16 protein-coding genes and 2 other annotated features are annotated in these 15,330 nt (G+C 36.6%); of the genes, 10 read left to right on the top strand and 6 right to left on the bottom strand.

Annotation, left to right across the window (positions count from 1 at the left end; all coding sequences use genetic code 11):
* Positions 1–157: 157 nt before the first annotated feature.
* The 3 genes from G5W_RS0110500 to G5W_RS0110490 all read right to left on the bottom strand — a co-directional run bounded on the left by G5W_RS0110500 (position 158) and on the right by G5W_RS0110490 (position 4,140).
* Positions 158–1,858, bottom strand: a complete 1,701-nt coding sequence (locus G5W_RS0110500) for a methyl-accepting chemotaxis protein (protein WP_010096496.1) — start codon at positions 1,856–1,858, stop codon at positions 158–160.
* 176 nt (positions 1,859–2,034) lie between these two features.
* On the bottom strand, positions 2,035–3,543 hold the full coding sequence (gene dacB / locus G5W_RS0110495) for a D-alanyl-D-alanine carboxypeptidase/D-alanyl-D-alanine endopeptidase (protein ID WP_010096495.1): 1,509 nt from the start codon (positions 3,541–3,543) through the stop codon (positions 2,035–2,037).
* Between the two features lie 123 nt (positions 3,544–3,666).
* Positions 3,667–4,140 carry a GyrI-like domain-containing protein gene (locus tag G5W_RS0110490; RefSeq protein ID WP_010096494.1) on the bottom strand — a complete coding sequence of 158 codons (474 nt, stop codon included), beginning with the start codon at positions 4,138–4,140 and terminating at the stop codon, positions 3,667–3,669.
* 155 nt (positions 4,141–4,295) lie between these two features.
* Here G5W_RS0110490 and G5W_RS0110485 point away from each other — a divergent pair, with 155 nt between their 5' ends.
* Complete coding sequence (locus G5W_RS0110485) at positions 4,296–4,700, top strand: hypothetical protein (RefSeq protein ID WP_010096492.1); 405 nt, start codon at positions 4,296–4,298, stop codon at positions 4,698–4,700.
* 33 nt (positions 4,701–4,733) lie between these two features.
* Here the strand turns inward: G5W_RS0110485 and G5W_RS0110480 are convergent, their stop codons facing one another.
* Complete coding sequence (locus G5W_RS0110480) at positions 4,734–5,216, bottom strand: hypothetical protein (protein WP_010096491.1); 483 nt, start codon at positions 5,214–5,216, stop codon at positions 4,734–4,736.
* A gap of 161 nt (positions 5,217–5,377) precedes the next feature.
* Between G5W_RS0110480 and G5W_RS0110475 the strand changes: the two genes are divergently transcribed.
* The 5 genes from G5W_RS0110475 to G5W_RS24255 all read left to right on the top strand — a co-directional run bounded on the left by G5W_RS0110475 (position 5,378) and on the right by G5W_RS24255 (position 8,776).
* Complete coding sequence (locus tag G5W_RS0110475) at positions 5,378–5,566, top strand: H-type small acid-soluble spore protein (protein ID WP_010096490.1); 189 nt, start codon at positions 5,378–5,380, stop codon at positions 5,564–5,566.
* 17 nt (positions 5,567–5,583) lie between these two features.
* The gene (locus tag G5W_RS0110470; RefSeq protein ID WP_010096489.1) at positions 5,584–5,763 is read left to right on the top strand and encodes an H-type small acid-soluble spore protein; all 180 of its coding nucleotides are present in this window, start codon (positions 5,584–5,586) and stop codon (positions 5,761–5,763) included.
* A gap of 162 nt (positions 5,764–5,925) precedes the next feature.
* Positions 5,926–6,120, top strand: a binding site (T-box leader).
* 135 nt (positions 6,121–6,255) lie between these two features.
* Positions 6,256–6,450, top strand: a binding site (T-box leader).
* A 48-nt stretch (positions 6,451–6,498) separates the two neighbouring features.
* A complete protein-coding gene (gene nhaC / locus G5W_RS0110465) occupies positions 6,499–7,914 on the top strand; it encodes a Na+/H+ antiporter NhaC (RefSeq protein ID WP_010096487.1) in 1,416 nt (471 codons plus the stop codon).
* Positions 7,911–8,495, top strand: coding sequence for an MBL fold metallo-hydrolase (locus G5W_RS22150; RefSeq protein WP_010096485.1), 585 nt, complete (start codon positions 7,911–7,913; stop codon positions 8,493–8,495). Before nhaC ends, G5W_RS22150 begins: the two co-directional genes overlap by 4 nt.
* 125 nt (positions 8,496–8,620) lie before the next feature.
* Positions 8,621–8,776, top strand: a complete 156-nt coding sequence (locus G5W_RS24255; protein WP_010096483.1) for a hypothetical protein — start codon at positions 8,621–8,623, stop codon at positions 8,774–8,776.
* 108 nt (positions 8,777–8,884) lie between these two features.
* Here the strand turns inward: G5W_RS24255 and G5W_RS0110455 are convergent, their stop codons facing one another.
* Positions 8,885–9,454 carry a YpjP family protein gene (locus G5W_RS0110455; protein ID WP_010096478.1) on the bottom strand — a complete coding sequence of 190 codons (570 nt, stop codon included), beginning with the start codon at positions 9,452–9,454 and terminating at the stop codon, positions 8,885–8,887.
* 231 nt (positions 9,455–9,685) lie between these two features.
* Between G5W_RS0110455 and G5W_RS0110450 the strand changes: the two genes are divergently transcribed.
* The 4 genes from G5W_RS0110450 (at position 9,686) to pstB (ending at position 13,487) form a co-directional block, all read left to right on the top strand.
* On the top strand, positions 9,686–10,690 hold the full coding sequence (locus G5W_RS0110450) for a PstS family phosphate ABC transporter substrate-binding protein (RefSeq protein ID WP_010096476.1): 1,005 nt from the start codon (positions 9,686–9,688) through the stop codon (positions 10,688–10,690).
* Positions 10,691–10,795: 105 nt separating this feature from the next.
* Positions 10,796–11,749 carry a phosphate ABC transporter permease subunit PstC gene (pstC, locus tag G5W_RS0110445; protein ID WP_010096474.1) on the top strand — a complete coding sequence of 318 codons (954 nt, stop codon included), beginning with the start codon at positions 10,796–10,798 and terminating at the stop codon, positions 11,747–11,749.
* Position 11,750: 1 nt separating this feature from the next.
* Complete coding sequence (gene pstA, locus G5W_RS0110440) at positions 11,751–12,635, top strand: phosphate ABC transporter permease PstA (protein ID WP_010096472.1); 885 nt, start codon at positions 11,751–11,753, stop codon at positions 12,633–12,635.
* Between the two features lie 51 nt (positions 12,636–12,686).
* Positions 12,687–13,487: a phosphate ABC transporter ATP-binding protein PstB gene (pstB, locus tag G5W_RS0110435; protein ID WP_033445657.1), complete on the top strand. Its 801-nt coding sequence runs from the start codon at positions 12,687–12,689 to the stop codon at positions 13,485–13,487.
* A gap of 73 nt (positions 13,488–13,560) precedes the next feature.
* On the opposite strand, the gene G5W_RS0110430 is transcribed toward pstB, so the two are convergent.
* Positions 13,561–15,240: a methyl-accepting chemotaxis protein gene (locus G5W_RS0110430; protein ID WP_010096468.1), complete on the bottom strand. Its 1,680-nt coding sequence runs from the start codon at positions 15,238–15,240 to the stop codon at positions 13,561–13,563.
* Between the last annotated feature and the right edge of the window lie 90 nt (positions 15,241–15,330).

Here is a 15,330-nt window from a genome sequence, read left to right as displayed (position 1 = left end):
GTAGTTTATCTTTAATTCAATATATTTGAATTCAACGTTTTCATCTTAACATGGATTTGTCCCCTTTGCAACTATTAATTATCAAGTTACGAAAAGTAATTATAGGGATAAAAAACTATCTCACCCAATGAAATAAGTGAGATAGTCTTAAATGAAGTTATACTTTAAATTTACTAATTATTTCTCGTGAATTATCTGTAACCGTTGAAAGGTTATGGATAGCATCGTTAATTTGGTTCATCAACTCGACTTGCTGTTCTGTTTTAGCTGAGACATCTTGCGAGTTAAGTGCTGCCGTCTCGGAGATGGTCGTTACATGATTGATGGATTCTACTATTTCCTCTGCACCGATAGACATTTGCTGCACAGCCTCTGTAACGTTTTGGATTTTTATACTTACATCTTGAATATAATGATTTAACTGTTCGAAAGAGTTACCAACATCAGTGACAACGCCTATACCAGTACTAACTTCGTTTGTTGCGTCATTCATGGATGTTGTAGCTGTCTCCATATCGACTTGAACTGCATTGATTAATTGTGAAATTTGTAATGCAGAATTAGAAGATTGTTCTGCTAGCTTTTTAACCTCATCTGCTACAACTGCAAATCCTTTTCCGTGTTCTCCGGCTCTCGCAGCCTCTATGGAAGCGTTAAGAGAAAGAAGGTTCGTTTGGTCGGCAATTTCCGTAATGATCTCGATAATATGGTTTATTTCTCTTGAACGCTCTCCAAGTCCTTCGATAACCTTAGAGAGTCCATGGACAGTATGCTTAATTTCATTCATTTGCTTAATTGCTATTTGAATGGCTTCTTTTCCTCTTGTTGCATTATCCGTTGCCTCTAATGCTGTATTGGATACTGTGTGTGCGTTAGATGCAATCTGTTGAATACCACTGGACATTTCTTGAATAGTACCGGAAGTTTCTTCGATTGTTTGAACTTGAGTATCTACACCTGCAGATAACTCTTCCATTGTAGTTGCAATTTCCTCTGTCGCTTCATTTGTCTCTTGGACATGTTTCACAAGAGCATGAGTAGAGGTTGCAACATGATCCGCGCTAGAGTTAAACTCTTTAATAACGTGCCTTAAATTTTCAGCCATCTGATTTAATGTATTAGCAAGAAGACCAATTTCATCTTTATTTTTGACACTAAGCTTTTGAACTGTTAAATCGCCATCCGCAATTTTTTTTGCATATTCGATTAACAAGGTAATTGGTTTTGTCTTTCTACTAATGATAAAAATTGTAACCAGACATGCAATGATTAATGGTATAAGTCCAAGTAATACACTACTCTTTACAGAATCTAGTGTGCGCTCTGTTACAATACTGGCATTAAAATCAATAGCGTTTAATGCGATAATCTCATTATTTGGATCATGGTCTTTAAAGATTGGCGCATAACCAGTTAAACGTTTCATTCCACCAGCTTCGTATATTTCAGAATAAGCTGGTTGTTTGGTTTTCATAATCGTTTGAACTAATTCTTCATCAAGGTGAAAGCTATCTCCTGCACGGAAGCCTTGATCCTCTAAATTCTTATCTGCAATTAGAATGGTACCGTCTAAAGAAATAATATACTGGTCCTCAAAAATATGTTTATGATCGGTTGTCCAATTTAGTGATTCCTTTAATTGTTGTTCCTTTGAGTGGTCTCCATCTATCAATTCTTCTACATCATCTGGATGGATTAAACCGGTAGTGATATTGGCACAACCAACAGCCTCAATCCCGGCTGCTTCATACGTGTGTTGATACGTTACCCAGTAATTAGATATGGATGTGATTGCTAAGGAAATTAAAAAAACTGCAATAATTATTATTCCTAATTGTCTTGTTAGCCCTTTTTTCATTGTTGGTACGCCCCCAGCTACTAAATTAAAATATATCTATATACTCTTAGAGTATAGTTATTTGGATATATTTACAATGGAATATAAGTACAAAGTCCTGGGTATATTTCTGTTTCTTAACAATTTCGTCACAAACAAAAAAAGAAGCTCCCTTACTAGAAGCTTCTTTAATAACGCTAAAATTCATAGTTGGCAAGCTTGGTGGCAATGGTATCCTCGATGGTTCTTATAGTACTAGGGGACTCAATATAGTTATTAACTAGGATAGAAAATACTAACTTTTGCCCGTCTTTTGATGTAACGTAACCGGATAAGGATGATACGCCAGTTAGTGATCCTGTTTTTGCTTTTACGTTATTCGTCGCTGCGCTGTCGGTCATTCTATATCGAAGTGTACCACCTATAAATCGTTCCGAGTTACCGGCTACAGGAAGTGACTTTTCAAATGAAGGATACCAATCTTTTTTTTGAATTGCGTATAGTAATTGCGATAAATCATTTGCTGTGATCAAGTTTTTATGGGACATTCCAGAGCCATCACGTAGTAAGATATTCTCTGCATTGATACCATATTGTGTGGTGACCTCTGTTAATACTTCTAATCCTTTATCCCAGCTGCCTTCACCATGTACGACTTTACCCATTTCCTTCGTTAGAACTTCTCCATGTCCATTGTTACTAAGTTTCATAAATGGAATAAGTAACTCCTTTAAGGTGATGGATTGCTTAGAGACAAGGAGCTCAGCATTCTTTGGTGTGGTTCCAAGGGTTGTTTTCGTATTGCCAATAAATTGTATTCCTTGTGTGGTCAGTGATTTTTTGAACACATCTAAAACGTACCCAGTTGGTTCCCATACAGACACCCAAGATCTCGCCATAGAGCCACTGACTGGTATATTTCCTTCAATAATAATTTGATTTGAACCGTGTTCTCTGTCGATAGAGATGGTCCTATTATTCCCATCTTTTACTGTCGACGCTTTATTAACTATTGTTACATAATCTGTATGAGGAGTGAGCTTTACAATTGGACTTTTACCAACTTCTTTTGCAGGGTATACCTCAACAATAAGTGTTCCGGCGTCATAGTCATTGTTAGGTGAAAGGGTTAAAGCGGATATTTGTGCGCCGGTATAAAAGGGTTCATCTGACCAGTTTAGATCCTGGGACAGTCGAACATCATCATACCATGAATCATCTCCTACCAAATCTCCTTTAATCTTTGTAATACCCTTTGCTTTTAATTGAGAAGCAAGCTGGTCAAGGTCTTCCTTCAATAAAGTCGGATCGCCTTTACCCTTTAAATATAAGTTTCCCTGAAGTACTTTACCATTCACTTTCCCGTCCGTCAGCACTTCTGTTGAAAATTTGTGTTCTTCACCCAGTGTATCGAGAGCGGCGATAGATGTCAGCATTTTCATGTTAGAGGCAGGATGTAAACGGTGGTCGCCATAATACGAATAGACTAATTCACCTGTATCAGCATTTCGCACACTAACTCCAGTGGTTGATCCCTTTATTGCATGATGGTTAAGTACTTGATTTAGAATTTCCTGAAGGGTTTGTTCCTTTGTAGTTTGGTTGGAGGCATTTGCTGTTTGAGCTGAGTGGTGAACTGAAAAAGGTATGAATACCATTAGAATGAATAATAATGACAAAGTCCCTCTTTTAATAAAGTTGGTCATAACCATTCCCCACTTCTTCTAAATTATTTTTTACAATTATATGCAATGAAACATCTGCTTATCCTAATTTCAAGGCAATCATTACTATTATTTCCTGTGGAAGAAGAGGTTTAAACAAGTTTCTTACATATATTTCGTTATGGGTATACAGACTTCTACCTCCGAGTCAGATTTTTCATTCCATACTTCCATTTCAAAACCTAAAGGTGTACATCTGTTTTTCTGTAACCAGTCATTATAGAGGAAGTCATAGGTTTTATAAAGATCAGTCCTAGAACCATTATGCTTACAATTGACATACATATTGCTCTCAACCGTAAAAAGCACGGTATTCTCTGGTGTATCTTCTGCGTTATTTACTTCATAACCGACAATAACGTTAAAATTTTCATCAACTGGATTAAACTCTTCTTTCATAGGATAAATTTGCAAAATCAGTAATTTATCACGCACTTTATTATGGATATAAATAGATTTCTCCTTAAGTCTTGTGGCTGCATGATGGATAATATCATGCTCATTTATTTCCTTTAAATTTGTAGAAAGGCGATATCCAATAAGTTGAAAAGAATCTTTCTTAATGATTTTTGGACCCAACTTAATAACACCTCCGTATTGTTTCCAAGATGTTTATTCAGCTACTTAACGAATTATGCTCCTATATTCTCTGGTGAGCCTGTCCCACAAAAATGGCATGAACTACCAACGGCGGACATATGAATGAAATAAAGACATTTACTGGAGGTATAGATATGGGAGAAGTTATGACGGTTCTGGAAGCAGAGGTAAAAAGATACTATGAGCTGGCAAAGCAAAAAAAGGATATAGAGCAAGAAATGAACGACTTAAAAAAGAAATTTCATGATATTTTAGATGCGACCTTTGGAATACAAAGTAAAGGTGAAATCAAACTTGGTCATTATAAATTACAAAGACAAATTCGTACCTCCATTCATTATGATAACGATGGTACAGTACTTCAATTAGAACAATTAAATCTGAATGATTTCATTATCGAGAAAAAGGTTGCAGATACGGAAAAGTTAGAATCAGCTATTAACCTCGGTCTTGTAGGGGAAGAAGATTTTAAAGAATACAAAAAGACAAAAGTAACACAATCCATCGTAGTTAAGGAATCATTTTCAAGTACGACGTAATCCTAACCAAAAAGCCCCTAGGAGGGCTTTTTTTTAGTAGGATATAATACCATTAATCTTCCAATTCTTCTTATCATTCTGCGATAGGATGACATGATCAACAACCCCAATTTTTTCCCCTTGATTTTCTATTTCTAAATCCAGTATGACGAGATAGTTAACACTTTCTGTTAGTAATGGTTGAAGCTGAGGTGCAATCGTCACTTCATCCGTCACTTCTTCACTAGACCGTACCTCAATCTTGGTGATTTTCCAGTCCTCTAGTGTAATTCTATCTTTAAACGTATTAATATAATCACGTTCAGTAAATCCAATGTATTCCAAATAGGAATCGTTTATTAATTGAAGTGCATCCTCAAAATTACTGTCCTTCAAGTTATTGTAATAATCATAAGCAACCTCTTCTGATGCATGCTCGAATTCCTTGGAATCCACTTCTTCCTTCTCTGTACATCCTGTTAATAGTATCAAAAGGAAAACGGCGGCTCCAATGATGTTTCTGAATAGAATTTTCATGACTTCCTCCCTTTTAAGTTCATAATCATTTCAATATATGTTCCGTAAAGATTATTCGATACAGCTGAACTGGAAATATGTATCAAAGGAGCACTTTTTCTCCTAACATAGGAAGTGAAAATTCGAAGAAAATAATAAGGCAATGAAAGGGAGGCTAGAAAATGGATATGCAACGTGCAGAGAAAATAATGAACTCGGATGTATTTGTTAATGTGCATTATCATGGTATCCCGGTATATCTCCAGGAAGTTAATCAACATACCGCTAAGGTTTTTCCGCTTGATTCCATGAATCATGAACAAGAGGTTGATTTAGAAGGGTTAAACGAAACCGGTCCTATTAGTATTTAATTTGGAGGAGATAGAAAATGCATCGTATGAGAGCAATGGAAATTGCTGCATCACCAACAATGAAAAATGTTACCTATAATGGAAAACAGGTTTATATACAACAAGTGAATGAGAATGGTACAGCTAGAATATTTCCATTAGATGACCCTCAAAGTGAATTGGAAGTGCAACTTACTAATTTATATGAACAAATATAAAATACTAAAATTATTGGGTAGACTCATGCACGAATGAATCTACCCCAAATTTATGATTATTCCCTGTGAATTTGCGCGATTTATTTTCATGTAATTCCTGATTTTTTAAAAACCATTGACAATTATAAAATAATCCTATACTATGTTCTTTAACTTCATGAAGGAAAAGCGTAGAACTATTCCAGTAGCTTATACATACTTGAAACATAGAGACCTGGTGGATGGTGTAAATCAGGCAAGGTGTATAGTGAATTACAAATAGGGAGCTGATTTTTTCCGGTTTCGGCCGTTATCTAATACAAAGCGAGCAGAGAAATCTGCTAACTAGGGTGGTACCGCGGAGCCTCCGTCCCTTTTTTTGGGATGGAGGTTTTTTTGTAGTTAGGAAAGTGTAAAAACTTTCCGCCGACATAAGAAAAACTAACACATTCGCTAAAAGACGTGCGAATGCGAGTTTTTCTAATCATCTTAGGTAAATAAAAGTTGATATTTTAAAAAGCAATGAACTATTCTAGTAGTTTCTACAACTCTTGAAAACAGAGACCTGATGGTTGGTGAAAATCAGGCAAGATGTAGGGCGAATTACAAATAGGGAGCTGATTTTTTCCGGTTTCGGCCGTTATCTAGTAGAGTGAGTAGACAGGAGTCTACTAATTAGGGTGGTACCACGGAGCTTTCGTCCCTTTATTGGGATGAGGGCTTTTTTTTGTGGATTAAAAAATAGGAGGAGTTATCATGAAAAAGGAATTGTCGCTAGGATTAGCAATATTACCAATCATTACGATTATTATAACGGCATCTTTATCTGTGTTCTTGTGGGGTGCAGGTATGCACTTTCCGTTGATTTTCGGTATTATAGCTGCCTCGCTCATAGCGTTTGTAAGTGGTTGGAAATGGGATGAAATACAAACGATGATGATAGACGGTGTTAGCAAAGCTTTGCCAGCAGTATTCATTCTATTAATTATAGGAACGATTGTTGGGTCTTGGATTGCAAGTGGAGTCATCCCTACTATTATCTATTACGGCCTGATAATGATTCGACCGGAAGTATTTGTTCCAATAGTTGCACTAGTTACCGGTCTTGTCGCAGTATCGCTCGGTAGCTCATTCACTTCCATTGCGACAGTTGGTCTGGCGTTTATGATTATTGGGGAAGGACTCGGCTTTCCCGCAGGAATTACTGCAGGTGCCATTATTTCAGGTGCTTACTTCGGTGATAAACTTTCTCCGTTGTCAGATACCACTAACATAGCACCAGCAATGGCAGGTACGGATTTGTTTAGTCATGTTAAACACATGCTTTGGGATACAATTCCTGCATTTGTAATCTCTATACTTTTATTTTGGATTGTGAGTAATACGAATATAGGTAGTGGTATTACAGATTTACAAACAATCAACAGTATACAAGAAGGATTAGAAAAGTTATTTATTATTCATCCACTATTACTCTTTATGCCGATAGTAACAATCATTATCATGCTTAAAAAAATACCTGCCATACCAGCCTTAATGACAGTTAGTTTATTAGGTGCTGTATTAGCAGTAATTATACAAGGTGAATCTATAACGAATATTATCCAAACCATGACCAATGGGTTTACGGGAGAATCAGAAGTTACTGCAATCAATTCTTTATTAAATAACGGTGGTTTAACCTCTATGCTAGGTACGGTTTCTATTTTAATTTTAGCAACCGCTCTAGGAGGGGTGCTGGAGAGAACAGGAGCATTCTATGTGTTAACTAGAAAGATAATGGCAACAGTTCGAACAACAGGTGCCTTAATTTCAACTACAATTTTATCAACTTTTCTCATAGCATTTACTACTGGTGCACAGTTTCTAGCGATAATTCTACCAGCGCGAACGTTTGAGTATAAATATAAAGAAATGGGAATAGATACAAAAAACCTTTCCCGTGCGGTAGAATCGGCAGGGACAGTCGGTATAAATTTGGTACCTTGGGGTGTTCCCGCAGTTTTTGCTGCAGACATTCTCGGGACAAGCCCTGCAGAATTTATCCCATTTTCGTTCTTTGTCATTCTTGTTCCTCTTATTAATATACTCTTTGGATATACAGGATGGACAATTACTCGAAAAGAATACACCAATAACGTACGAATAGAAAAAGGAGATGATATAGCATGAGCAGCGTAATTTTATCAGTAATCGGAACTGCGCAAGATGGTGGGATTCCACATCCAAACTGTTTTTGTGAAAACTGCAAAGTCTCAAAGGATAATCATCTTCTCAGGCGCTCTGCAGCTTCCCTTGCGATTATATTATCGGATGAGAAGAAATGGCACTTAATTGATGCAACTCCTGATATGAAAGAGCAAATGTCAAAGCTTCAGCAATCATATCATTTGGAGGGCCAAATAATGAGCAGTATCTTTTTAACCCATGCACACATGGGACACCTTCCAGGTCTACTATTCTTAGGTAAAGAGAGTATTAATGCTAATCAAGTACCTGTATTTACAGGAGCGAAATTGAAAGGGATGCTTGAAAATAATGCACCTTGGAGCCTATTAACCAAACAAGATAATATTATATTGAAGGAATTGAGAAATGACAGCCCTGTTAGTATTTCTAATTCTGTATCGGTGACACCGATTTCTGTCCCACATCGAAATGAATTTTCTGAGACATTCGGTTTTTGGATCAATGGCCCAAATAAAAAGTACTATATATTCCGGATATTGATCGATGGGAGGAATGGGAAGTAGATATTGTAGAAGCTAGTAAAAAAGCCGACATTTGTTTATTAGATGGAACTTTCCATTCTTCAAAGGATTTAGAACATATTAAGCGTGACTATCGAGAAATTCCTCATCCATTAATGACGGTTACTATGGATAAACTTCAAGAGGTTACGTCAGACACACAAATCTTCTTTACACATTTAAATCATTCTAATCCAGCTGTTAATCTTAATGGTGAAGTAAGAAGAGATATTGAAATGCGAGGGTTTTACATCGCTGATGAGGGTATGGAATTTATTTTATAATGAGGAATAGGGGAAGTTAGGAAGTACTAACCAAAATGAAAATGGCTCCGATTTATCGTTTTAGGATATCGGAACCATTTTTCTTTAAGCTTTTGTCTTTATTTTAATTTATGCCATCCATTTTGGAGGCGTATTTTTATCCCAGTAAATCTCACCTAATGTGTGGTGAGTTTCAAAGTTGTCTTCCTTTAAGTGATAATGAAAATTAAACCAATAACCATCATGTGGACGATTATCTCTTCTTACATGGAATTTAGCGATGTCTTCTTTAGTCATTTCATTGTACACATTAAATATTCTTTCTCCATAACCACTTGATGGTTGCTCTGTTATAGAGAAGTATGATGCATTGTCATCCTGAATAATAGAGGCTAATGCGTGTTCGATATTAGGTAATATGAACTGATTGAACTCATCTTCTACTTTTTCAGAAATTTTTGGTCCGAATTTCGTAAAGCTTTGCTCTTTTGCCTTTTCTGTTAAAGTACGAAATGGGTCAGTATCTTCGTTTACGGTAGCCTCGGTGGTATCGTTAACAGCAAAGTTTCCCTGATTACTTCCTTCGGGGGATACTACCTCATTATTATCTTCATCTGTAATTAGATAAGTAGGTGTATACAACCCTAAAGTCATAATCGCAATTAATGCAACGGCTATTTTCCTCATCCATAGACTCATCATAATTTCCCCTTTTTCATCCTTATCTAAATTTTAACACGAAATAACAGGTTGTCCAACGTGTTCTCGCTATAATTTCAAAATAGGAAATTAGACTTATCAATGAATGTTTTATAAATTTACAAACCCTTTACATTTACAACACATGCAGTTAATATTCAGCTCTTATACTTGTACTTGTAAAGGGGAAACCCACAAAACATAAATTGCACTTTGGGGAGGACAATTTTGATGAAGTTCAAAAAGTATTTAATGTTCCTATTTGTAGCGGCACTAGCTATCATGTTAGTTGCTTGTGGGGATAGCGAGGGCGATAGCAAGGACGATAGCAATACAGGAGATAACGCTTCAGAAAACACAGAAAATGGTAATGATGAGGGAGCTTCAGAAGAATTAGAAGGTAGTGTAGTAATTGATGGATCTGGTACAGTTTATCCTTTAATGTCCAGATTAGCTGAAGAATATATGCTTAACGAACAACCAGGTGTATCAGTAGAGGTAAGTCGCGCAGGTACATCAGCAGGATTTGAAAAGTTCTTACAAGAAAACGGTACAGACTTTAACGATGCATCACGTGTCATTAAAGATGAAGAAAAGGCAAAAGCAGACGAGCTTGGAATAGAAGTAATGGAACTAAAAGTAGCTCTAGATGGTTTAACAATTGTAACGCACCCTGACAATGATTGGGCTACGGAATTAACAGTAGATCAAGTAAAAGGAATCTTCCTTGGTGAATATACAAACTGGTCTGATATTAATCCTGACTGGCCAAGTGAAAAAATCCAAACATATGGTCCAAATGAAAACCATGGTACGTATGAATTCTTCTACGAAAATATTTTAGAAGAGCAAGATTTAGTGGAAGGTATTAACCTACAACAAGATTATTCAACATTGGTTACATTAGTTTCTGAAGATACAAATGCAATTGGATTCTTTGGTTTTGGTTACTATGATAGCAATAAAGAAAAGGTTAATGCTGTAGGAATCGACTTTGGTGAAGGTGCTGTTGTACCATCTCTTGATACAATCGCAGAAGATGGAGATTATGCAGGATTTACACGTCCAGTATTCACATACTTGAACGTAAATAATGCAAAAGAAAAAGCACAAGTATTGGATTATGCGATCTATGTAATGGAAAGCACAAATGACTTTGCTGGTGAAACTGGTTTTGCTCCAATTCCAGAGGAAGAAGCACAAGCATTAGTCGATGAGCTTAATGCAATTAAATAATTGAATAGTCAACGATGAGACTTTTGCACACAGGAATCATAAGATGAGGGCACGAAATAGCTCTCATCTTATTGACTTTAAGATTTGGAAGGAGAGCTGCGTAAAATGGCAGCAAACAACAACGCAAAAAATAATTATGTAGATGTTAAAGGAATGATTGCCAAAAACAAACAGGCAAAAAGTTTTTCTACTGTAACGGAAAAGATTATTCCAATCATCTTATTTTTATTTGCAATCATTACGGTTTTTACTACGGTTGGAATAGTCTTTACACTTTTAACAGAAACCATCGAGTTTTTTAAGCTTGTGCCGATTTGGGACTTCTTTACAGGTACAGTCTTAAAACCAATGAGCCAAAACCCGGAATTTGGCGTATTACCTCTCATAAACGGTACCATTATTTCTTCTGTTATCGCCATGCTTGTTGCCGGACCTATTGGAATTATGGCGGCAATCTATTTGAGCGAATATGCATCTGATCGTGTCAGAAGAGTAATTAAGCCAATGCTTGAAATTCTAGCAGGTATTCCGACAATTGTTTATGGATTTTTTGCCTTTACTTTCGTCACACCACTTATCCGTTCCATCTGGCCAGATGTAGCGGCAACCAATATATTAAGTCCTGGTATTGTGATGGGGATTATGATTATTCCAATGATCGCTTCCCTTTCAGAAGATGCAATGAGCGCTGTGCCAAAAGCAATGCGTGAAGGAGCATTAGGTCTAGGTTCCACAAAGCTAGAAACTACGTTCAAGGTTGTAATACCAGCAGCACTTTCTGGAATTATCGCATCCTTTGTACTTGGAATTTCTAGAGCAATTGGAGAAACCATGATTGTTACGATTGCAAGTGGTAGCTCGAAAAACTTCACATTTGATATCACACAATCGATGCAGACGATGACAGCTTATATTGTAGAAGTATCTGGTGGAGAAGCGGCAGCAGGAACGACAATCTATTATAGCTTGTATGCTGTTGCAATGACATTATTTGTATTCACTTTAATCATGAATCTACTTGCAAGATATGTCTCTCGTAAGTTTAGGGAGGAATACTAAAATGAAATATATCGATGTGAACCAAGTTTCAAAGCGCATGAACGGAAGAATTGCGAAAAATAACATTCTAAAATCTATCTTTCTAGCAGCGACAGTCTTTGGCCTAATAGTATTGGCGATATTAATTTATCGTGTAATCGTCGATAGTGTTGGTTGGATAGATTGGGACTTCTTGACCGGTAGGTTATCTACCGCGGCAGAGCGTGCGGGAATTATGGGTGCTATTCTAGGTACCTTGTGGATGATGCTTGTTGTTGCTCCAGTTACATTAATACTAGGAATTGGAACAGCGATATATTTAGAGCTATATGCCAAAAAAGGTAAACTTCAGTCTATCATACAAACTAATATTTCAAATCTAGCTGGAGTTCCATCTATTGTGTATGGAATATTAGGACTAACGATCTTTGTCCGTGCTATGGATATGGGAAATATTATTCTGGCTGGTGGACTAACGCTATCCTTATTGATTCTGCCAATTGTTATTGTTGCTGCGCAGGAAGCAATTCGTGCTGTTCCCAGTTTTCTAAGTGAGGCATCCTACGGTATGGGTGCAACAAAATGGCAAACTATTAAAAATGTAATTTTACCGGCAGCTTTGCCAGGTATCTTAACAGGAGCGATACTAGCACTTTCCCGTGCGATAGGTGAGACTGCTCCACTAACGGTTATTGGTATTCCAGCATTAATCATTCCTTTCCCAGAGGGGATATTTGATAAATTTACTGCACTACCAATGCAAATTTACTATTGGACACTTGATTCATCCTTGGTAGCGGAATATGCAAATCTTGCCGCGGCAACCATTGTAGTTCTGCTAGTACTGTTATTTGTATTGAATTCAGCTGCAATCTTTATAAGAAACAAATTTCAACAGCGTTTCTAAATAAAGGAGGAACCTTACGTGAGTCTTTCTATAGTTAAGGAGAATACGGAAATGCAACTAAATGTAAATAATAATGTAACTACTGCACAAGCAAGTAATAAGCTTGTTTTTGATACAAAGGACTTAAACCTGTGGTACGGTAACACACATGCATTAAAAGATATTAACCTTCAGATTAATGAAAAAGAGGTAACGGCGATTATCGGTCCATCTGGATGTGGTAAATCTACGTATTTAAAGACTTTAAATCGAATGGTAGAGCTTGTTCCGACTGTACGCACAACAGGTGAGATTATGTACAAAGGGAAAAGTATTTTAGATAAGTCTTTTAAGGTAGAGGATTTACGAACACATGTTGGAATGGTTTTCCAAAAGCCTAATCCATTCCCTAAGTCGATATATGATAATATAGCGTACGGTCCACGAATTCATGGTATTCGTAATAAAAAGATATTAGATGAGATTGTGGAGAAAAGTCTTCGTGGAGCATATATTTGGGATGAGGTAAAGGATCGCTTAAAGGAAAATGCTTATGGTTTATCTGGTGGACAGCAGCAACGTTTGTGTATTGCTCGTACACTTGCAATCGAACCAGATGTAATTTTGATGGATGAGCCCACATCTGCTCTTGATCCAAAGTCAACACTTAAAATTGAGGATCTTGTACAAGAATTGAAAAAGGACTACTCAATTATTATTGTCACTCACAATATGCAACAGGCAGCACGTATTTCGGACCGTACGGCATTCTTCCTTGATGGAGAAGTAGTTGAATTTGATGTGACAGATACAATTTTTACAAATCCAGCAGATAAACGCACAGAGGATTATATTTCTGGTCGTTTTGGTTAAACTAATGAATGAATTTCATCTTCCCCCCTTGATGATATAGAAAGACTGGCTATGGTGATAGCCAGTCTTTTCCTCATAGTTCAAATTTCTCAGTGCTTTCAGCAAGAGACTTTGAAATGCTCGATAGCTTGATTCCGACCTGATGGGTATGCTCGATTTGTTTTAGTTGGTTTTCACTACTTGCAAGCATTTCTTCGGCACTAGCTAATGTTTCTTGTGATACGCTTATAAACCCTAATGTTTCATTTTCTAATGGAGGAAGTAGTTTTTCAAGGTCCATTAATTCAGTTTGTACACCTTGAAGCTCTGTACTAACTATTTCAACCTCATGCATTAAATCATCGATGGAGGCTTTAGCCTCATTTGACTTGGCTAACGTGTTCTTGGTTTTATCTAGCATCTGTTCAAATTCATCTGTAGCAGTATGTGTAATGATATCCATATTCGAAATGGATTCTGTGATTTTTTCTGTAGCTTTTGATGATTGTTCTGCGAGTTTCCCGACCTCATCTGCAACAACGGCAAATCCCTTTCCAGCCTCACCAGCTCTAGCAGCCTCAATAGATGCATTTAACGATAGTAGCTTCGTCTGTTCCGCAATAGCCTGAATTAAACCAACTAGCTGATTGATAGAATTAGAATATGCCTGCACTTGTTTAATGGTAGTTGTTAAATGCTCAAAATCCTGTTTAAATGAATTAACTGTATCAATAAGCTCCGACATATTTTGTTCACCATGACTTGCAGATTCGGACATTTGGATGGAGTTAGAGAAGATAGTTTCCATACTTTCCATCATCTGAACAATTTTGTCCTTCATATTATTAAATAATTCAGAGCTTCCCTCCGAACTACTAGCTGTTTGTTCTGCACTTGTTTTGACAGCTTGAATAGCTATAATCAGATCCTTACTCGATTCTAAAGTAGCATCAGAAGACAATGTTAATTCTGTACCAGTCGATGATAAATGTCTTGTTGTATCATTAATTTTCTGAAGCATTGTCCGCATATTGTCGACCATTGCTAAATAGCTTTTGTTTAAGGAGGCAATTTCAGGAATTTTTGTCTCAATTGACAAGTCATCTTCTTGGAGATTCCCATTTCTAACCTTCCTCATTTTTTCTCGAAGTAGGCTGAGTGGTTTGGTAATACCACGAACAACTAATAAGATAACGATGGTTGCGATGATAATACTAACGATAATAACGGTAACCATCACATAAGCCATTTGATTGATATTCTCCATATATGATGAGCTAGGGACAATAGTAACATATACTCCATCTATCTCCTCCATCTCTAAGAAGCTAAACGTATATGTTTCTCCTCGGATAGATTGCTGAAGAACGCCATCTTTCTTAGCGAGGATTTCAGAAATTATGGTTTCTGGAATCTTTGGTAATTTGCCCTTACTAATATTAAATGGAACTACTTCATTTCTAGATATGTAAAAATAGTCAGAGGTGATGCCATCTTGAGCAAGTTTTTCTTTTTGGGTGCGTATGCTTGCTTGAAGTTGTTGTTGAAAGTAAGCTTCATCACTTACATACATAAATTTTAAATTACTGGCAATTTCACTCATTAGGCCCGCCTCACTATAAAGCCTGTCTTCTATAGATTTTACGATGTTATTCTTTGTAATCGTGTAGGAACTGAATCCTACTGCAATAATAGAAATAGTCAGTAATGTAATAAATACGAGTAATAATCGATTTCGAAGGCTGAGTCCATCTTTCTTCTTTGTCTGTTTCAATATATAACCCCCACACAAGTTTAATCTATAGAAAATTATACCAATGGAATGTAAACCCTTTGTTAAAATAGTGTGAAGATTATAGTTCTT

Origin of the sequence: Ornithinibacillus scapharcae TW25 (assembly GCF_000190475.1) — a bacterium.
GTDB lineage: Bacteria > Bacillota > Bacilli > Bacillales > Amphibacillaceae > Ornithinibacillus > Ornithinibacillus scapharcae.
The sequence above is the reverse complement of the archived record's forward strand: the minus strand, read 5'-3'. Positions and strand labels throughout refer to the sequence as shown.

Coding starts and splice junctions, on each gene's coding strand:
- G5W_RS0110475 (WP_010096490.1), top strand. CDS start 5,378: ATGGATATGCAACGTGCAGAGAAAATAATGAACTCGGATGTATTTGTT.
- G5W_RS0110500 (WP_010096496.1), bottom strand. CDS start 1,858: ATGAAAAAAGGGCTAACAAGACAATTAGGAATAATAATTATTGCAGTT.
- G5W_RS0110455 (WP_010096478.1), bottom strand. CDS start 9,454: ATGAGTCTATGGATGAGGAAAATAGCCGTTGCATTAATTGCGATTATG.
- G5W_RS22150 (WP_010096485.1), top strand. CDS start 7,911: ATGAGCAGCGTAATTTTATCAGTAATCGGAACTGCGCAAGATGGTGGG.
- G5W_RS0110450 (WP_010096476.1), top strand. CDS start 9,686: ATGAAGTTCAAAAAGTATTTAATGTTCCTATTTGTAGCGGCACTAGCT.
- G5W_RS0110470 (WP_010096489.1), top strand. CDS start 5,584: ATGCATCGTATGAGAGCAATGGAAATTGCTGCATCACCAACAATGAAA.
- pstA (WP_010096472.1), top strand. CDS start 11,751: ATGAAATATATCGATGTGAACCAAGTTTCAAAGCGCATGAACGGAAGA.
- nhaC (WP_010096487.1), top strand. CDS start 6,499: ATGAAAAAGGAATTGTCGCTAGGATTAGCAATATTACCAATCATTACG.
- G5W_RS0110480 (WP_010096491.1), bottom strand. CDS start 5,216: ATGAAAATTCTATTCAGAAACATCATTGGAGCCGCCGTTTTCCTTTTG.
- G5W_RS0110485 (WP_010096492.1), top strand. CDS start 4,296: ATGGGAGAAGTTATGACGGTTCTGGAAGCAGAGGTAAAAAGATACTAT.
- pstC (WP_010096474.1), top strand. CDS start 10,796: ATGGCAGCAAACAACAACGCAAAAAATAATTATGTAGATGTTAAAGGA.
- dacB (WP_010096495.1), bottom strand. CDS start 3,543: ATGACCAACTTTATTAAAAGAGGGACTTTGTCATTATTATTCATTCTA.
- G5W_RS24255 (WP_010096483.1), top strand. CDS start 8,621: ATGGATAAACTTCAAGAGGTTACGTCAGACACACAAATCTTCTTTACA.
- pstB (WP_033445657.1), top strand. CDS start 12,687: ATGCAACTAAATGTAAATAATAATGTAACTACTGCACAAGCAAGTAAT.